Consider the following 14,723-nt stretch of genomic DNA (forward strand, 5'->3'; position numbering starts at 1 on the left):
GACACGCGCCGGGCCTGTCCGTCCAGCTCGGGAGCGACCATGACCACCATCAGGAACATCGTGCTCGTGCACGGTGGCTTCGTGGACGGATCCGGCTGGCGGGGTGTCTACGACGAGCTGACCAGGAACGGGCTCCGCGTCCACATCGTGCAGAACCCGACGCTGTCGCTGGCGGATGACGTCGCGGTGACCCGCCGGGTCCTGGACGGCCTCGACGGCCCGGCCGTCCTGGTCGGCCACTCCTACGGTGGGGTCGTCATCAGTGAGGCCGGCGCCCACCCCAACGTCACTTCGCTGGTCTACATCGCCGCGTTCGCCCCGGACAAGGGCGAATCGGTCAGCACCCTCATCGCCGACCCGCCGGCGCCGCCCATCCTCCCTCCCCAGGAGGGCTTCCTCTTCCTTGACCGCGACACGTTCGCCGCCTCGTTCGCCGCCGACCTGCCCGGCCAGGTGGCGGCGTTCATGGCCGATTCTCAAGTCCCGTGGGGCGTGGACGCCCTCGGTGGGTCGGTCACCGAACCGGCCTGGCGGCACAAGCCCAGCTGGTACCTCGTCGCGACCGAGGACCGGATGATCCCGCCGCCGGCTCAGCGCATGATGGCCGAGCGCGCCGGAGCGAAGGTCGTCGAGGTCATCGGCAGCCACGCCGTCTACGTCTCCCAGCCCGCCGCGGTCGCCGACCTCATCCGCGAGGCCGCCATCTGACGGCAGGTGGGGCGGCGTCATCCCCAAAGAGCACCGCCGCCTGCGAGCCGCCCAGAACACGCATCCGCAGAACTGAGCGCATCAGCGAAAGGCCTGAATCCTCATGATCCGCGTTTCCGACGAAGGCATGGTGCTCGTCCCCGGCGGCACCCTCATCACCGCCACCAAGTTCGCTGGACGGGACCCCGAGCGCACGCGACCATGGCTTCATATGCCAGCAAACCAGCAAGCAATACCACTTTTCGGGCGGGAGTCCGAACAGCGGCGTCTCGGCGAGTTCGTGGACGGCGTCCGAAAGAGCGGCGGAGCGATGCTGGTGCGCGGCGAGGCGGGGATCGGGAAGTCGGCCTTGCTGCTGGACACGGCGGGGATCGCGGCCGCTCGGGGCATGCGGATCTTGCGGACGGCCGGTGTGGAGTCAGAGACGCACATGCCCTTCGCCGGTCTGCATCAGGTGCTGCTTCCGCTTCGTACCGAGATCGGGGAACTGCCCGCACCTCAGCGCGGCGCGCTGGGAGCGGCGTTCGGGCTGACCGACGCCCGGGTGCCGGACCCGTTCCTCATCGCCCTGGCGGCGCTGAACCTCCTGGGCGAGGCCGCCGCCCGCGCGCCCGCCCTGCTCCTTGTCGAGGACGCTCACTGGCTGGACCGCGCAAGCGCCGACGCGCTCGCGTTCGTCGCGCGGCGGCTGGACTCCGAACCGATCGTGCTGCTGGCCGCGATACGCGACGGTTTCCAGAGCCCCCTGGAAAGGGCGGGGCTGCAGGAGTTGCTCCTCGATCGGCTCGATGAGACCGCCGCGACCGCCTTGCTGGACGCCTGCAGCCCCACCCTGACGCCGGCGGTACGCACCCGGTTGCTGCGGGAGGCTGCGGGAAACCCCTTGGCCCTCGTCGAGCTGCCGATCGCCGCGGACACGCGGGACGGGAAGGGCCCCCTGCCGCCGGGATGGCTCCCGCTGACCACCCGGCTGGAACAGACCTTCACCGCCCGCATGTCGGGATTGCCATCGACCCTTCGGACCATGCTGCTGGTGGCCGCGCTCAACGACAGCACCGACCTTTCCGAGACCCTCGACGCCAGCGCGCTGATCACCGGTGTACCGGTCACGGCAGACGATCTGGCTCCCGCTGTCACCGTACGGCTGGTCGACGTGGACGAAGCCGGGGTGTCGTTCCGGCACCCGCTCATGCGCTCGGCGATCTACCAGGGCGCGAGCATCTCCCAGAGGCACGCCGTGCACGCCGCCTTGGCCGACGTTCTCACCGGCCGGCCGGACCGTCGTCTCTGGCACCGCGCGGCATCCAGCCCCAGGCCGGATGAGAGCATTGCCGTCGAGCTGGAGACCACGGCCCAAAGCGTGCGACGTCGGGGCGACCTGCTGTCGGCCGTCGCGGCGCTGGAGGACGCGGTCAGGCTCAGTGAGAATCCCGCTCACCGGTCTGAACGGCTGGTGCGGGCCGCCGAGTACGCGGCCGAGATGGGACGGCGCGATATCGTCGTGCGGCTGCTGGGCGAAGGCGAGCAGCCGCACCTGTCGGCCCAGCAGCAGGCCCGTGTCGTGTGGATCCGCGAGAGCTTCCAGGACGGCATCCGTGACGACAGCGCGGCAGCGCACTCTCTGGCCGATCTCGCCGAGACGATGGCGGCGCAGGGGGACGTCGATCTCGCGCTGAAACTCCTGTCCAGTGCGTCCTTGCGATGTTTCTGGGCTCATGCTGACGAGCGGTCGCGGCAACGCGTCGTCACCGTGGCCGAGGGCCTGCCCGTCGACGATCTGGACGGGCGGTTGCTGACGGTCCTGGCGTTCGCGGCTCCGATCGAGCGTGGCAAGGTCGTGATCGAGCGATTACGCCATCTGGCCGCCCACCCGACCGGCGGCCGGCCCGCGGCTCGCCTGCTCGGCAGTTCGGCGTTGATGGTGGGGGCGTTCGACCTGTCGGAGGAGTTCAGCGCCGCGTCGCTGCCGACTCTGCGCGCGCAGGGCCGGCTCAGCCTCCTGGCGCGAGACCTCGGGGCACAGGCGTGGAGCGCGGCCCGGCTGGCCGACCTGAGCGTGGCCATCCCCGCGGCCGAGGAGGCCGCCCGTCTGGCGCACGAGACCTCCCAGCCGCTGATGCACGCCATCGCTCAGGCCTCGGGCGCGGTGCTCGCCGCGCTGCGCGGCGAGCAGGATCGCGTGGAGAGCCTCGCGGTGGCGGCCGAGCAGGTGGCCCTGCCCATCGGAGCCCGGCCCGTGCTGGCCACGGTGCAGCTCGCGCGTGGACTCGCCGCGCTGGGCGAGGGACGTTACGCCGACGCCTTCGACCAGCTGCGACGGATGCACGACCCCGCCGATCCGGCCTTCCACCTGGCGCTGCGCTGCTTTTCCATCGCCGAACTCGCAGACGCCGCGGCGCACAGCGGTCAAGGGCACGCGGTGGCCGGCATCATCGAGGAACTGGAGGCGGTGGCGCTCACCACGCCGTCGCCGTCCTTGCACGCCGACCTGCGCTACGCCCGGGCCGTCCTGTCCGATGAGGCGGCAGCAGAGCCCCTCTTCGACGCCGCGCTCGGTGCCGACCTGCGGCGATGGCCCTTCGTACGGGCTCGGGTGCAACTGGCGTACGGCGAATGGCTGCGGCGCCAGCGGCGTACGGCCGAGTCGCGGGCACCCTTGCGCACGGCTCGCGAGACGTTCGACGCCTTGGGGGTGATCCCCTGGAGCGAGCGAGCGCGCCAGGAACTGCGGGCCTCCGGCGAGAGCAGCCGCAGTCGCAGCAGTGAAGCGCGCGACGTGCTGACCGCGCAGGAACTCCAGATCGTCCAGATGGCGGCCGATGGCCTGACGAACCGGGAGATCGGCGAGAAGCTCTATCTGTCTCATCGAACCGTCAGCTCCCACCTCTACAGGATCTTCCCCAAGCTGGGGGTCACCTCGCGATCGGCGTTGAGCAGAGCCCTGCGCGTACCATCCTGACCTCACCGCTTCGCCTGGTGACGCTCGGTGACGCAGTCATGTGACGCTCGCGACCCGCGCAGAGGGCTTCTTACGGTGAGGCCATGAGTTCCTTCAAGAACGGCAGCACGCCGACCGTCGTGCTGGTCCACGGCGCCTTCACGGACGCGTCGAGCTGGGCGGGCGTGATCGCCGAGCTCCAGGATTCCGGGATCCCCGTGATCGCTGTGGCCAACCCGCTGCGCGGACCGGCCACCGACGCCGCCTACCTCGCCGGCGTCGTCGCCGCGATCGACGGTCCGGTCCTGCTGGTGGGTCACTCCTACGGCGGTGTGGTCATCACCCGGGCCGCAGCCCAGCCGGGCAACGTGGTCGGGCTGGTCTACGTGACCGCTTTCGCCCTGGAGGCAGGGGAGAGCGTGCTGGACGTCACGGGCCGCTTCCCCGACAGCCGGCTGGGCCCGGCGCTGCGGCCGGCCGTCTTCCGCACTGGCGATGGAGAAGAGGCCGTGGAGCTGTTCCTCAAGGAAGACCAGTTCGCCGCGGTGTTCGCCGCCGACCTGCCCGAGCGCCTCACCTCGGTGGCGGCCGCCGCGCAGCGCCCCATCGCGGCGGTGGCGTTCGAGGAGAGCTCTCCCGCCGCGAGCTGGAAAACCCTGCCGTCCTGGTACGTCGTGGCGACCGCGGACCAGGCGATCCATACCGCCGCACAGCGTTTCATGGCCCAGCGCGCCGGGGCCGACACCATCGAGGTCGACGCCTCACACGCGATCGCGCTGTCGCAACCGGCAGCCGTGGCCGGCCACATCCGCACCGCCGCGACCGCGACCCAGGCGGTCAAGCACACCCATCCGGCATGACAGCCATGTTCCTGAGGAGCAACCGATGACCGCACCGACCACTCCCGTCATCTTCATCCACGGCCTTTGGCTACACGCCACCTCCTGGTCTTCCTGGATCGAGCTGTTCACGACCGCCGGCTACGACGCGGCGGCGCCCGGCTGGCCGGGGGACCGCGAAAGCGTCGAACTGTCCCGCAAGGACCCCGACAGCATCGCCGACCATGGCATCGACGACGTCGTCGCCCACTACACGGAGATCATCAACGCTCTGGACGTCAAGCCGATCCTGATCGGTCACTCCTTCGGCGGCATGATCGCCGAGAAGCTGCTCGGGCAGGACCTGGCCAGAGCCGCGATCGCGATCGACGCCGCCCAGATCAAAGGGGTGCTGCCGCTGCCGTTGTCGGCGTTGCGCTCGACCCTGCCGGTGTTCAAGAACCCGGCCAACAAGCACCGGGCCGTCTCCCTCACCCTCGACCAGTTCACCTACGCGTTCGGCAACGCCATCCCGGCTCAGGAAGCCGCCGAGCTGTACGAACGCTGGACCATCCCCGCGCCGGGCAAGCCGCTGTTCGAGGCTGCCGCCGCGAACTTCTCCCCCCATTCGCCCGCCAAGGTCGACACCGGCAACGACGCCCGGGGGCCGCTGCTGCTGATCGCCGGCGGCAAGGACCACACCGTCCCCGAGACGGTCACCGAAGCGACGCTCAAGCAGTATCGAGGCTCCACCGCGATCACCGAGATCCAGCGGTTCCCCGACCGGGGCCACTCCCTGACCATCGACCACGGCTGGCGTGAGGTGGCCGACGCGTGCCTGACCTGGCTTACCAGGAACGACCTGTAGACGAGCTGAGTGGCCCTGGTCGAGGACGGCCGGGTGGGGGCACCGTCGTGACTCGCCGCCATTGCCAAAAACCCTTGCCGTTGTGGCAAATTGGGTCCATGGACGATGACGAGATTGTTCTGGACGATGTTCTGCATGCCGTCGGGCCCCGGCTGCGGACCCTGCGCCAGCAGCGCGGCGCCACCCTGACCGAGCTGTCGGAGTCCACCGGCATCTCGATCAGCACCCTGTCGCGCCTGGAGTCCGGGCAGCGCCGGCCGACCTTGGAGCTGTTGCTGCCCCTGGCGCGCGCCCACCAGGTGACACTGGACGAGCTCGTCGACGCGCCGCCCACCGGTGACCCGCGCGTGCAGTTGCGCTCGTTCCGTCGCCGGGGCTCCGTCTTCATCCCGCTCACCCGCCGGCCCGGCGGGCTCCAGGCGTTCAAGCAGGTCATGCCGCCGAACTGGCCCGGAACCGAGCCCGATCCCCGGGTGCACGAGGGCTACGAGTGGCTCTACGTACTGTCCGGGCGGGTGCGCCTGGTCCTCGGCGAGCACGACGTGATCCTCACGCCCGGCGAGGTCGCCGAGTTCGACACCCGTATCCCGCACTGGTTCGGCAACGCCGGTTCCGAGCCGGTCGAGATCCTCTCCCTGTTCGGGCCTCAGGGCGAGCGTCTCCACGTCCGCGCCCAGCCGACCGGCAAATGAGCTGACCATCGACGGCGCTCGTTACGGGATGACGTCCGCCACGATCTTCGCGGTGGCCTGGCGGCACGAGGAGAGTCGCCCGCTGATGTTCGCCTGAGCGGCCGAGTTGCTGGCGCAACGCCATCCGCCGACGGTCGCGACCCCAGCGCTGCCCTGCTTGGGGGTGTCCGGCCGGTAGTAGGTCCGGAAGATCTTGAGGGCCGTACGGCAATCGGCTCGCCCCGCGGACACCGCGACCGCCGCCATGGCGCCGCCGCCGGGCGGCTGGATCTCACCGCACACGGTCCCGGGGCCGGCGAGCGCGCGCTTGCGCGAAGGCCGGGCCGTGGGCGTCGGGGATACCGGCGGTACTGATGTCGTGGGCGTGTGGGTGGCGGACGGTGCGGCCTCCGGCTCGGGCTTCTCTCCGCAGGCGCCCATGAAGAGCAGCAGTACCGGGACGCAGGCGATAACTCGTGAACGCACGAAACAGGACTCCGCACCTCGACTCCAAGATCGGCGTAGTCTCTCACACGCTCTCAGACGGGGCTGCCGGCGCGTCGCTCCACCATACGGACGATCTCAGGCGGTGGCCGGGAGTGCGAAGCGCACCGTGGTCAGGCGTTCCGACAACTCCCAGAGGCGGCGGCCGGTCTCGGGATCGGTGGCGGTCGGGGCCAGCTGGACCTGTTTGGGGGCGCCGCGCAGCTCAGCCATGCCGCCCGGCCCGATGAGCTGCCCACTTGCCGCGTCCGGGGCGGTGGCCGCGTACAGCTGAGGCAGCGCGCCCCGCTCGGCGGACTGGGCGAGCGGGGCGAGGATGCGGCCGAACAGCAGCTTCACCATGCCGACCGGTGCGCTGGTCTGGAGGTTGGTGGAGGCGTAACCGGGGTGGGCGAGCACGCTGCGCACCGGGCTGCCCGCCGCGGTCAGCCGCTGGTGGAGCTCCCATCCGAAGGCGGCGTTGGCGAGCTTGGACTGGTTGTAGAACTTCATGGGAGAGTACGTGCGCTCACCGGTGAGGTCGTCGAAGAAGATCCGGCCCTGCCGGTGGTTGGTCGAGGTGACCGTGACCACGCGGGGGTCGCTCCCGTCGGCCAGGAGGTCGAGCACCAGGCCGGTGAGTGCGAAGTGGCCGAGGTGGTTGGCGGCGAACTGCAGCTCGTGGCCCTGCGCGTTGAGCGTACGGGGCGGCGCCATCACCCCCGCGTTGTTGACGAGGAGGTCCAGGCGCCCCAGGTCGGAACGCAGCCGGTCGGCGAAGGTGTGGACCGAGTCCAGATCCGCCAGATCGAGGTGGCGCACCTCGAGACGGGCATCCGGCCGCTCGGCGGTGATCTCGGCGACGGCCCGCCGCCCCTTGACCTCGTCCCGTACGGCGAGGATGACGTGCGCGCCCCTGTGGGCGAGTGCCCGGGTGGTCGCCAGGCCGAGGCCGCTGCCGGCCCCGGTGACGACAAAGGTCTTGCCGGTCTGGTCGGGAATCTGGTCGATAGTCCAGCTCATCACGCGGCCTCCTTGAGGGTACGACAACTATCATTGTCGTACGAACGACAATGATAGTTGTCGTATGCTGGTGTCAAGCAGTCCCGTTCGGAGAGGCCCATGCGAACCTGGTCGGACGACAACCCCAAGGCCCAGCTCATGCAGCGCAAGCGGACCGCGATCGTGGACGCCGCGCGCGAGGCCTTCCTCGACACCGGCTACGCCGAGACCTCGGTGCACCGCATCGCCGCGGCGGCGGGTGTCTCGATCAAGACGGTCTACCGGCATTTCGACGGCAAGGACGACCTGTTCAGTGCCGTCATGCGGGATGCCTGCTCAATGCCGGAGCCCGAGGTCCTTCCCGACAACGATTCCGAGTTTCCGGACTTGCCGTGGTTCACCGAGTCGCCCCAGGTGGCGTTGCCGCTCGCGGGCATGGACTACCTGCGACGAGTGCTGTCACCGACAGAGCTGGCGCTGTACCGGGTGGTGACCCGGGACGCGCCTCGGTTCCCGGAGCTGGGGCACCGTTACCGCCAGATCATGGAGCTCCGGGTGCATGCTCTCCAGCGCTACCTCGAACGCTGGGCGCCCAGCCAGGATTGGAAGGCTGGGAGCCTGCGGTGGGCGGCGGGGACGTTCGTGGCGATGCTGGGCGGGGGGCTGTTCGAGGACGCGCTCCACGGCGTACGTGAGCCGACCGAGGAAGACATCACCGCGCGCGCCCGTAAGGCGGCGGACCAGCTGATGACGCTCCTGAAGGCAGATTGACGGGTTCCATGGTCCACCGGGTGATCGGGTCACGGGCGCCGTAGGGGCGGTGGGGCAAGCTGTCGCGCCTGCCCTGCGGCAGTGCGGTCATCGCCCGGGGGCCCGACCTCGACGCCGGAACACACAGGTCACGACTCCAGGAAGCGGAGGACGGCCAGCACGCGGCGGCTGTAGCCGGTCTGGTGCGAGAGATGGAGCTTGTCGAACAGTGAGTTGACGTGCTTTTCCACGGCGCTCTGCGACACGTGCATGGCCTGGGCGATCGAGGCGTTGGTCAGTCCCTGGGCCATGCGTTCGAGGACGTCGCGCTCGCGCGGGGTGAGCCGGGCCAGCGGATCGATCTGGGTGGTGCGGGCCAGCAACTGGCGTACGACCTCCGGATCGAACGCCGCTCCCCCGGCGCCCACCCGGTCGAGCGCGTCGAGGAAGTCGGCTACCTGCGCCACCCGGTCTTTCAGTAGATATCCGATACCTTCCACATCGCCGCTCATCAGCTCCGTCGCGTACCTCTTCTCCACATACTGCGACAGGACCAGCACCTTGACGGTGGGCCAGCGTCGCCTGATCTCCAGTGCGGCGCGCAGGCCCTCGTCAGTGTGGGTCGGTGGCATCCTTACGTCGACCACCACGATGTCGGGCCCGTGGGCGGCCACCGCCTCGACCAGGGCGGCACCGTCGCCCACGGCGGCGGGCACCTCGTGGCCCTCCTCCACCAGCAGCCGTAGCAGGCCCTCGCGCAGCAGCGTCGAGTCTTCGGCCAGGATCACCCGCATGGCAGCTCCGCCACGATCATTGTCGGACCGCCCGCCGGGCTGACCACCTGGAACCCGCCGTCGAGTGCCGCCACCCGGCGGGCCAGCCCCGACAGCCCGCTGCCCGAGGCGGTCGCGCCGCCCCGGCCGTCATCCATGACCCGCACGACGATCATTGTGCCCTCCCGGTGCACGTCAACGGTGATGAGGGTGGCTCCCGCGTGCTTGGCGGCGTTGGTCACCGCCTCGCAGACGACGAAGTAGGCGGCCGTCTCCACCCCCATCGGGGGGCGCGCGGCCAGGTCGCAGGACACCTTGACCGGTACGCTCGAGCGCTCGGCCACCCCCGCCAGCGCCTCGCCGAGACCGAGGGAGTCGAGGCCGCTCGGGTAGACCCGCCAGGCCACCTCGCGCAGCTCGGCCAGCGCCTGCTGCGCCTCCTCGTGAGCCTGGTCCAGCAGCTCGGGACGGCCCCGCCGGGATCGGCCGATCAGCATCGACAGGGCGACCAGGCGCTGCTGGAGGCCGTCGTGCAGGTCGCGTTCGATCCGGCGGCGCTCTGAGTCGACCGCCGCCACGATCCCGGCCCGGCTCTCGGCCAGCTCGACGATCCTGCGTTCGAGTCTCTCAGTCGGATCGGGGCCGAGCACCCGGCGGGCCAGCCGCTGTTCGAGCGCGTGCACGCCAACCACGCCCGACAGGATCAGGAAGAGCAACAGCAACCCGACCAGGGCGAAATAAATGAAGATCGGCCAGGTGGGTTCGATGTCGTCGAAGGTGCCTCCGGTCCCCCAGGCCCAGGCGATGCGGACGCCCGTCACCACCCCGATCAGCAACAGCCCCACCACCAGCCCGCCCAGCACCCCGACCGGAACGCGCAGCGCGAGATAACGCGTGGCCCGCCCGCCCACGTCGAACTCCGCCGGGTCGAGGCGCAGCCGCCGCGTCTCCAGCAGGGCCAGCCGCCTGGCCATCGCCCGCGTGTTGGGATAGCCCAGGAAAGGCAGCGCCACCAGCAGGAACGCCAGGTCGGCCAGGGCGGTGGTCGCGCCCAGCGACACCGCCGCCAGCAGCCGCAGGCCCTCAGCGACGGGACGCATGTCTGCCCTTGCGCCGCTCCGCCAGGCGTACGCCGATGAAGACGAGCACCGCCAGCACGACCAGGCCGATCACCACGTTCGTGCCGACTCCCACATAGGCCTCCACCAGCGACCAGTTCTCGCCCAGGTAGTAGCCGGCGAGCACGAAGATGGTGTTCCAGATGAGGCTGCCGGCGGTCGTCAGCAGGGTGAACGTGAGCAGCGGCATCCGCTCCACCCCCGCCGGGATGGAGATCAGACTGCGGAAAATGGGGATCATCCGCCCAAAGAACACCGTCTTCTTGCCGTGCTTGAGGAACCACGCCTCGGTCTTCTCGATGTCGGAGACCTTCACCAGCGGCAGCTTGGCGGCGATCGCCAGCGTACGGCGGCGGCCGAGCAGCGCGCCCACCCAGTAGAGCGCCAGCGCCCCGAACACCGACCCCGCCGTGGTCCACACCAGCACATCGAGCAGGTCCATCTCACCCCTGCTCGCGGTGAACCCCGACAGTGGCAGGATCACCTCGCTCGGCAGCGGCGGGAACAGGTTTTCCAGCGCGATAGCCAGGCCCGCCCCGGGGGCGCCCAGGGTCTCCATGAGTGCGATGAGCCAATCAGTCATGTTGTAGAGGCTAATCAAGATCCAATATGGCGGTAATGAGGTGGGCGGCAGATCTCGGCTGTGGTAAACCACAGGTGTTTTGTACCGTACACTGTACGGCCGTGAGCCCAATGACGGATCTGGTACGGCAGGCGGTCGTCTTCGAACCCGGCGACCCGCCCAGAGAAGGGCGGATGGCCTTCCTCGACCCGGGCGGGGACGCCACGGTGACCGTGGTCGAAGAGCATGGCGGTGAGCTGCGGGTTCTGGAGGCCGGGGCCACCCGCGTCCCGGTCGCCGACGCCGTGGCCACGCTGGCCAGGGCCAGGAGCGACGCGGGCGCCCACCCTGCGGCGCGATTCTGGGGCGCGGTGGCACTGGTCGCGCTGCAACTGGTCGCCAGGGGGCGGATCCTGCCGGGGGTTTCGGCGGGCGACTTCGACTCCTGGCGGGCGGGGCCGTTCGACACGGCCGACGTACAGCGCATCCGGGAGCTGGCCGACGCCATGCCCGCCGCGGCGCGGTCCGTACCTCTCGAAGGGTGGGCCACAGCCGACGGCGGGCGGCCCGAAGCCGACGAGCGGCCCGGCCGCGCCGGTGCGGGAGGGGTGCGGTTGAGGGATGCGGAGTCGCTGGTGCGGGCGTTCCTGGACGCGGTGGCCGACGCCATGCCGCGCTCCCCCGGCGCTGTCCGCGCCACCGGCACCTCGGCGTTCGCGGCCGTCAAACCGGTCAAAGTGCCCCGGCTGCGTGCCTGGGCCGAGGAGGTGTCCGCGGGGCTGGACTCCGGCGTACGCCTGTCGCTGCGCCTGGAGGCCGACAGCCTGGAGCAGGCGGAGTTCCGGGCGGTGGTCCAGCTGCACAGCCTGGCCGACCCGTCCCTGGTGGTGGACGCCGCCGACCTGTGGGAGGGCAGGGACCCGGGGTTCGGCCCCCGTGCCAGGATCGAGGCCACGCTGGCCATCAGGCGGGCCGCCCGCGCCTGGGCCCGGCTCGAACGCCTGCTCGACAGCGCCGTCCCCGACGAGCTGACCCTGTCCGGCGGCGACGTGGAGGAGCTGCTGGCCGGCGCCGCCGAACGCCTGGGCGCGGCCGGTGTCGAGGTCCACTGGCCAAGGGAGCTGGTACGCGGCCTGAGCGCCCGCGCCGTCGTCGGCGAGCGCGACAGCGCCCCGTCCGACCTGCCGTCTTTCCTCGGCGGCCATCACCTGACCAGCTTCGACTGGCAGCTCGCCCTGGGCGGCGAGCGGCTGACCGCGGCCGAGATGGACCGGCTCGCCGAGGCGCACCGGCCCGTCGTACGGCTGCGCGACCAGTGGGTGCTCATCGAGCCGGACCTGGCCCGCAAAGCCCGCCACCGCGACCTCAAGCCGCTGACCGGCCTCGACGCCCTCGGCGCCGCGCTGACCGGCACCGTGGAGGTCGACGGCGAGCAGGTGCCGGTCGAGCCGAGCGCCTGGCTGCGCGAGCTGCGCGACCGGCTGTCCGAGCCCGAGGAGATCGCCGCGCCGGAAGGCCTGGACGCGCGGCTGCGCGACTACCAGCTGCAGGGCCTGCGCTGGCTGGCCAGGATGACGTCGCTCGGGCTCGGCGCCTGCCTGGCCGACGACATGGGCCTGGGCAAGACGATCACGCTGATCGCCCTGCACCTGCACCGGGGCGGCGGGCCCACGCTGGTCGTCTGCCCCGCCTCGCTGCTGGGGAACTGGGAGCGGGAGATCTCCAGGTTCGCCCCGGGCGTCCCTGTCCGCCGATTTCACGGAAATAGCCGGACATTGGCTGATGAGGGATTCGTACTGACGACATACGGCACGATGCGGATGGACGCCGCGCGGCTCGCCGCGCACCCGTGGGACCTGCTGGTGGCCGACGAGGCCCAGCACGTCAAGAACCCCTCCTCGGGTACGGCCAAGGCGCTGCGCGAGATCCCGGCGGCCGCCCGCGTCGCGCTGACCGGCACCCCCGTGGAGAACAACCTGTCCGAGCTGTGGGCCATCCTCGACTGGACGACGCCGGGGCTGCTCGGCTCGCTGGGCAGGTTCCGCTCACGCTGGGCCAAACCGGTCGAGTCAGGCGACTCCGTGGTGGCCGAACGGCTGGCCAGGCTCGTGGGGCCGTTCCTGCTGCGCCGCCGCAAGTCCGACCCCGGCATCGCGCCCGAACTACCGCCCAAGACCGAGACCGACCGCCCGGTGGCGCTCACCACCGAGCAGGCCGGGCTGTACGAGGCGGTCGTACGCGAGATCATGCGGCAGATCGAGAGCGCCCAGGGCATGGCCAGGCGTGGACTGATCGTCAAGCTGCTGACCGGGCTCAAGCAGATCTGCAACCACCCGGCCCATTACCTGCACGAGGCCGCGCCCAGGCTGACCGGCCGGTCCGGCAAGCTCGAACTCCTCGACGAACTCGTCGACACCATCGTCGCCGAGGACGGCGCGGTGCTGGTCTTCACCCAGTACGTGGCCATGGCCCGGCTGCTCGACCGGCACCTGACGGATCGAGGGGTCGCCACCCAGTTCCTGCACGGCGGCACCCCGGTGCCGAAGCGGGAGGAGATGGTGCGGCGCTTCCAGGAGGGGGCGGCGCCGGTGTTCCTGCTGTCGCTCAAGGCGGCCGGCACCGGACTGAACCTCACCCGAGCCGACCACGTCATCCATTACGACCGCTGGTGGAACCCGGCCGTCGAAGACCAGGCCACCGACCGCGCCTACCGCATCGGCCAGGACAAGCCCGTCCAGGTGCACCGGCTGATCGCGGAGGGCACGATCGAGGACCGCATCGCCCAGATGCTGGCGGCCAAGCGCTCGCTGGCCGACGCCGTACTGGCCTCGGGCGAGGCCGCCTTCACCGAACTGACCGACGCGGAACTCGCCGCCCTCGTGGAGTTGAGATGAACGCTGTCCGAGGATTCCCGGCATTCCCCTCGCAACGGGCCGGCGCCCGCTTCGCCACCTCCTGGTGGGGCCGCGCCTGGATCCAGGCCATCGAGGACACCTCCCTCGACCAGAAACTCCTCCGCAAAGGCCGCACGTACGCCAAGTCCGGCCAGGTCGGCCCCATCACCGTCAGCCCGGGCCGCATCGCCGCCGTCACCGAGAGCGAGTACGACACCGTCGTCCACGTCGAGCAGCTCACCGCCCCCGAATGGGAGCGCTTCCTCGACCAGGTGGCCGCCAAGGCGGGACACATCGCGGCGCTGCTCGACGGCGACATGCCCCACGACCTGGTCGAGGACGCCGAGGACGCGGGAGTCCCGCTGCTGCCGACGGTCGGCGACCTCGAACCGGAGTGCTCCTGCCCCGACTGGGGGCACCCGTGCAAGCACGCCGCCGCCCTGTGCTACCAGGCGTCGTGGCTGCTCGACGCCGACCCGTTCGTCCTGCTGCTCATGCGCGGACGGGGCGAGCGGGAGCTGATCGAGGCACTGCAGGGTCGCGACGTCCCCGCACCCGATCTCGCCGCCGACGCCGGCATGCCCGCCGCGATGGCGTTCGGCCTGGGTGTGCCGCCGTTGCCGGGGCCGCCGCCGTTCGACGTCGCGTTCGCGCCGCTCGGGCTGGAGCCCGCGCCCGGCGTCGACGTGGCCGCCCTGGAGGTGCTCGCCGCCTCAGCCGCCGACCGGGCCCGCGAGCTGCTGCTCACCGGGCGGCTGGCCGTACTGACCGAATACCAGGACCGGGTACGGCTGGCCGCCGCCCACGACCTCGACCTCGGCCTGGAGACGGCCGTACAGGCCTGGCGGTACGGCGGCGCCGACGGACTGGAGGCGCTCGAATCAGCCTGGACCCCGCCCAAGCAGGACCTGGCCAGGGCCCGGACGCTGCTCCGGGCCGGCTGGGAGGGCGAGCACCCACCGGAGGTCGAGGCGTGGCGCAACCGCTGGACCATCGGTGCCCGGCAACTGCGTTACGGCCGCGACGGCCGCTGGTACCCGTTCACCGACCGCGACGGCCAGTGGTGGCCAGCCGGCCCACCGGAACGCGACCCGTCGGCGCTGGTGGGCTGACGAGGCTTCTGGGTCGACCTTCCTCG

13 protein-coding genes are annotated in these 14,723 nt (G+C 70.8%); 8 read left to right on the forward strand and 5 right to left on the reverse strand.

Going from position 1 to position 14,723, the window contains the following annotated elements; translation table 11 throughout:
* The first annotated feature begins 39 nt into the window (after nt 1-39).
* From AB0B91_RS42930 to AB0B91_RS42950, 5 genes are all read left to right on the forward strand, one after another.
* Nucleotides 40-708 (forward strand): alpha/beta hydrolase, encoded by a 669-nt coding sequence (locus AB0B91_RS42930; protein ID WP_358333158.1) that lies wholly within the window; start codon nt 40-42, stop codon nt 706-708.
* A gap of 103 nt (nt 709-811) precedes the next feature.
* Nucleotides 812-3,667, forward strand: a complete 2,856-nt coding sequence (locus AB0B91_RS42935; RefSeq protein WP_358333161.1) for an AAA family ATPase — start codon at nt 812-814, stop codon at nt 3,665-3,667.
* 83 nt (nt 3,668-3,750) lie between these two features.
* On the forward strand, nt 3,751-4,506 hold the full coding sequence (locus tag AB0B91_RS42940) for an alpha/beta hydrolase (RefSeq protein WP_358333164.1): 756 nt from the start codon (nt 3,751-3,753) through the stop codon (nt 4,504-4,506).
* Nucleotides 4,507-4,531: 25 nt separating this feature from the next.
* A complete protein-coding gene (locus AB0B91_RS42945; RefSeq protein WP_358333167.1) occupies nt 4,532-5,332 on the forward strand; it encodes an alpha/beta hydrolase in 801 nt (266 codons plus the stop codon).
* Nucleotides 5,333-5,430: 98 nt separating this feature from the next.
* On the forward strand, nt 5,431-6,024 hold the full coding sequence (locus AB0B91_RS42950) for a helix-turn-helix transcriptional regulator (RefSeq protein WP_358333170.1): 594 nt from the start codon (nt 5,431-5,433) through the stop codon (nt 6,022-6,024).
* A 21-nt stretch (nt 6,025-6,045) separates the two neighbouring features.
* Here the strand turns inward: AB0B91_RS42950 and AB0B91_RS42955 are convergent, their stop codons facing one another.
* The gene (locus AB0B91_RS42955; protein WP_358333172.1) at nt 6,046-6,489 is read right to left on the reverse strand and encodes a hypothetical protein; all 444 of its coding nucleotides are present in this window, start codon (nt 6,487-6,489) and stop codon (nt 6,046-6,048) included.
* Between the two features lie 96 nt (nt 6,490-6,585).
* Nucleotides 6,586-7,509 (reverse strand): oxidoreductase, encoded by a 924-nt coding sequence (locus AB0B91_RS42960; RefSeq protein ID WP_358333613.1) that lies wholly within the window; start codon nt 7,507-7,509, stop codon nt 6,586-6,588.
* A gap of 99 nt (nt 7,510-7,608) precedes the next feature.
* On the opposite strand from AB0B91_RS42960, the gene AB0B91_RS42965 reads away from it, so the two are divergent.
* Nucleotides 7,609-8,259, forward strand: coding sequence for a TetR/AcrR family transcriptional regulator (locus AB0B91_RS42965; protein WP_358333175.1), 651 nt, complete (start codon nt 7,609-7,611; stop codon nt 8,257-8,259).
* A 128-nt stretch (nt 8,260-8,387) separates the two neighbouring features.
* Here the strand turns inward: AB0B91_RS42965 and AB0B91_RS42970 are convergent, their stop codons facing one another.
* The 3 genes from AB0B91_RS42970 to AB0B91_RS42980 are packed head-to-tail and all read right to left on the reverse strand — an operon-like array spanning nt 8,388 to nt 10,712.
* Nucleotides 8,388-9,032 carry a response regulator transcription factor gene (locus AB0B91_RS42970; protein ID WP_358333178.1) on the reverse strand — a complete coding sequence of 215 codons (645 nt, stop codon included), beginning with the start codon at nt 9,030-9,032 and terminating at the stop codon, nt 8,388-8,390.
* Complete coding sequence (locus AB0B91_RS42975; protein WP_358333181.1) at nt 9,023-10,111, reverse strand: histidine kinase; 1,089 nt, start codon at nt 10,109-10,111, stop codon at nt 9,023-9,025. Before AB0B91_RS42975 ends, AB0B91_RS42970 begins: the two co-directional genes overlap by 10 nt.
* Entirely contained in the window at nt 10,095-10,712 is a 618-nt protein-coding gene (locus AB0B91_RS42980; protein ID WP_358333184.1) for a DedA family protein, read from the reverse strand. The genes AB0B91_RS42975 and AB0B91_RS42980 overlap by 17 nt, the downstream gene beginning before the upstream one ends.
* A gap of 110 nt (nt 10,713-10,822) precedes the next feature.
* Here AB0B91_RS42980 and AB0B91_RS42985 point away from each other — a divergent pair, with 110 nt between their 5' ends.
* Both AB0B91_RS42985 and AB0B91_RS42990 read left to right on the forward strand, forming a co-directional pair.
* Nucleotides 10,823-13,585 carry a DEAD/DEAH box helicase gene (locus AB0B91_RS42985; RefSeq protein WP_358333616.1) on the forward strand — a complete coding sequence of 921 codons (2,763 nt, stop codon included), beginning with the start codon at nt 10,823-10,825 and terminating at the stop codon, nt 13,583-13,585.
* Nucleotides 13,582-14,697, forward strand: coding sequence for an SWIM zinc finger family protein (locus tag AB0B91_RS42990; RefSeq protein ID WP_358333187.1), 1,116 nt, complete (start codon nt 13,582-13,584; stop codon nt 14,695-14,697). The genes AB0B91_RS42985 and AB0B91_RS42990 overlap by 4 nt, the downstream gene beginning before the upstream one ends.
* Nucleotides 14,698-14,723: the final 26 nt, after the last annotated feature.

The organism is Nonomuraea sp. NPDC049141 (assembly GCF_040648415.1).
GTDB lineage: Bacteria > Actinomycetota > Actinomycetes > Streptosporangiales > Streptosporangiaceae > Nonomuraea.

What these genes read in the sequence shown, in the direction of transcription:
- AB0B91_RS42930 (WP_358333158.1), top strand. Translation starts at nt 40, where the DNA reads ATGACCACCATCAGGAACATCGTGCTCGTGCACGGTGGCTTCGTGGAC.
- AB0B91_RS42935 (WP_358333161.1), top strand. Translation starts at nt 812, where the DNA reads ATGATCCGCGTTTCCGACGAAGGCATGGTGCTCGTCCCCGGCGGCACC.
- AB0B91_RS42940 (WP_358333164.1), top strand. Translation starts at nt 3,751, where the DNA reads ATGAGTTCCTTCAAGAACGGCAGCACGCCGACCGTCGTGCTGGTCCAC.
- AB0B91_RS42945 (WP_358333167.1), top strand. Translation starts at nt 4,532, where the DNA reads ATGACCGCACCGACCACTCCCGTCATCTTCATCCACGGCCTTTGGCTA.
- AB0B91_RS42950 (WP_358333170.1), top strand. Translation starts at nt 5,431, where the DNA reads ATGGACGATGACGAGATTGTTCTGGACGATGTTCTGCATGCCGTCGGG.
- AB0B91_RS42960 (WP_358333613.1), bottom strand. Translation starts at nt 7,509, where the DNA reads ATGAGCTGGACTATCGACCAGATTCCCGACCAGACCGGCAAGACCTTT.
- AB0B91_RS42965 (WP_358333175.1), top strand. Translation starts at nt 7,609, where the DNA reads ATGCGAACCTGGTCGGACGACAACCCCAAGGCCCAGCTCATGCAGCGC.
- AB0B91_RS42970 (WP_358333178.1), bottom strand. Translation starts at nt 9,032, where the DNA reads ATGCGGGTGATCCTGGCCGAAGACTCGACGCTGCTGCGCGAGGGCCTG.
- AB0B91_RS42975 (WP_358333181.1), bottom strand. Translation starts at nt 10,111, where the DNA reads ATGCGTCCCGTCGCTGAGGGCCTGCGGCTGCTGGCGGCGGTGTCGCTG.
- AB0B91_RS42980 (WP_358333184.1), bottom strand. Translation starts at nt 10,712, where the DNA reads ATGACTGATTGGCTCATCGCACTCATGGAGACCCTGGGCGCCCCCGGG.
- AB0B91_RS42985 (WP_358333616.1), top strand. Translation starts at nt 10,823, where the DNA reads ATGACGGATCTGGTACGGCAGGCGGTCGTCTTCGAACCCGGCGACCCG.
- AB0B91_RS42990 (WP_358333187.1), top strand. Translation starts at nt 13,582, where the DNA reads ATGAACGCTGTCCGAGGATTCCCGGCATTCCCCTCGCAACGGGCCGGC.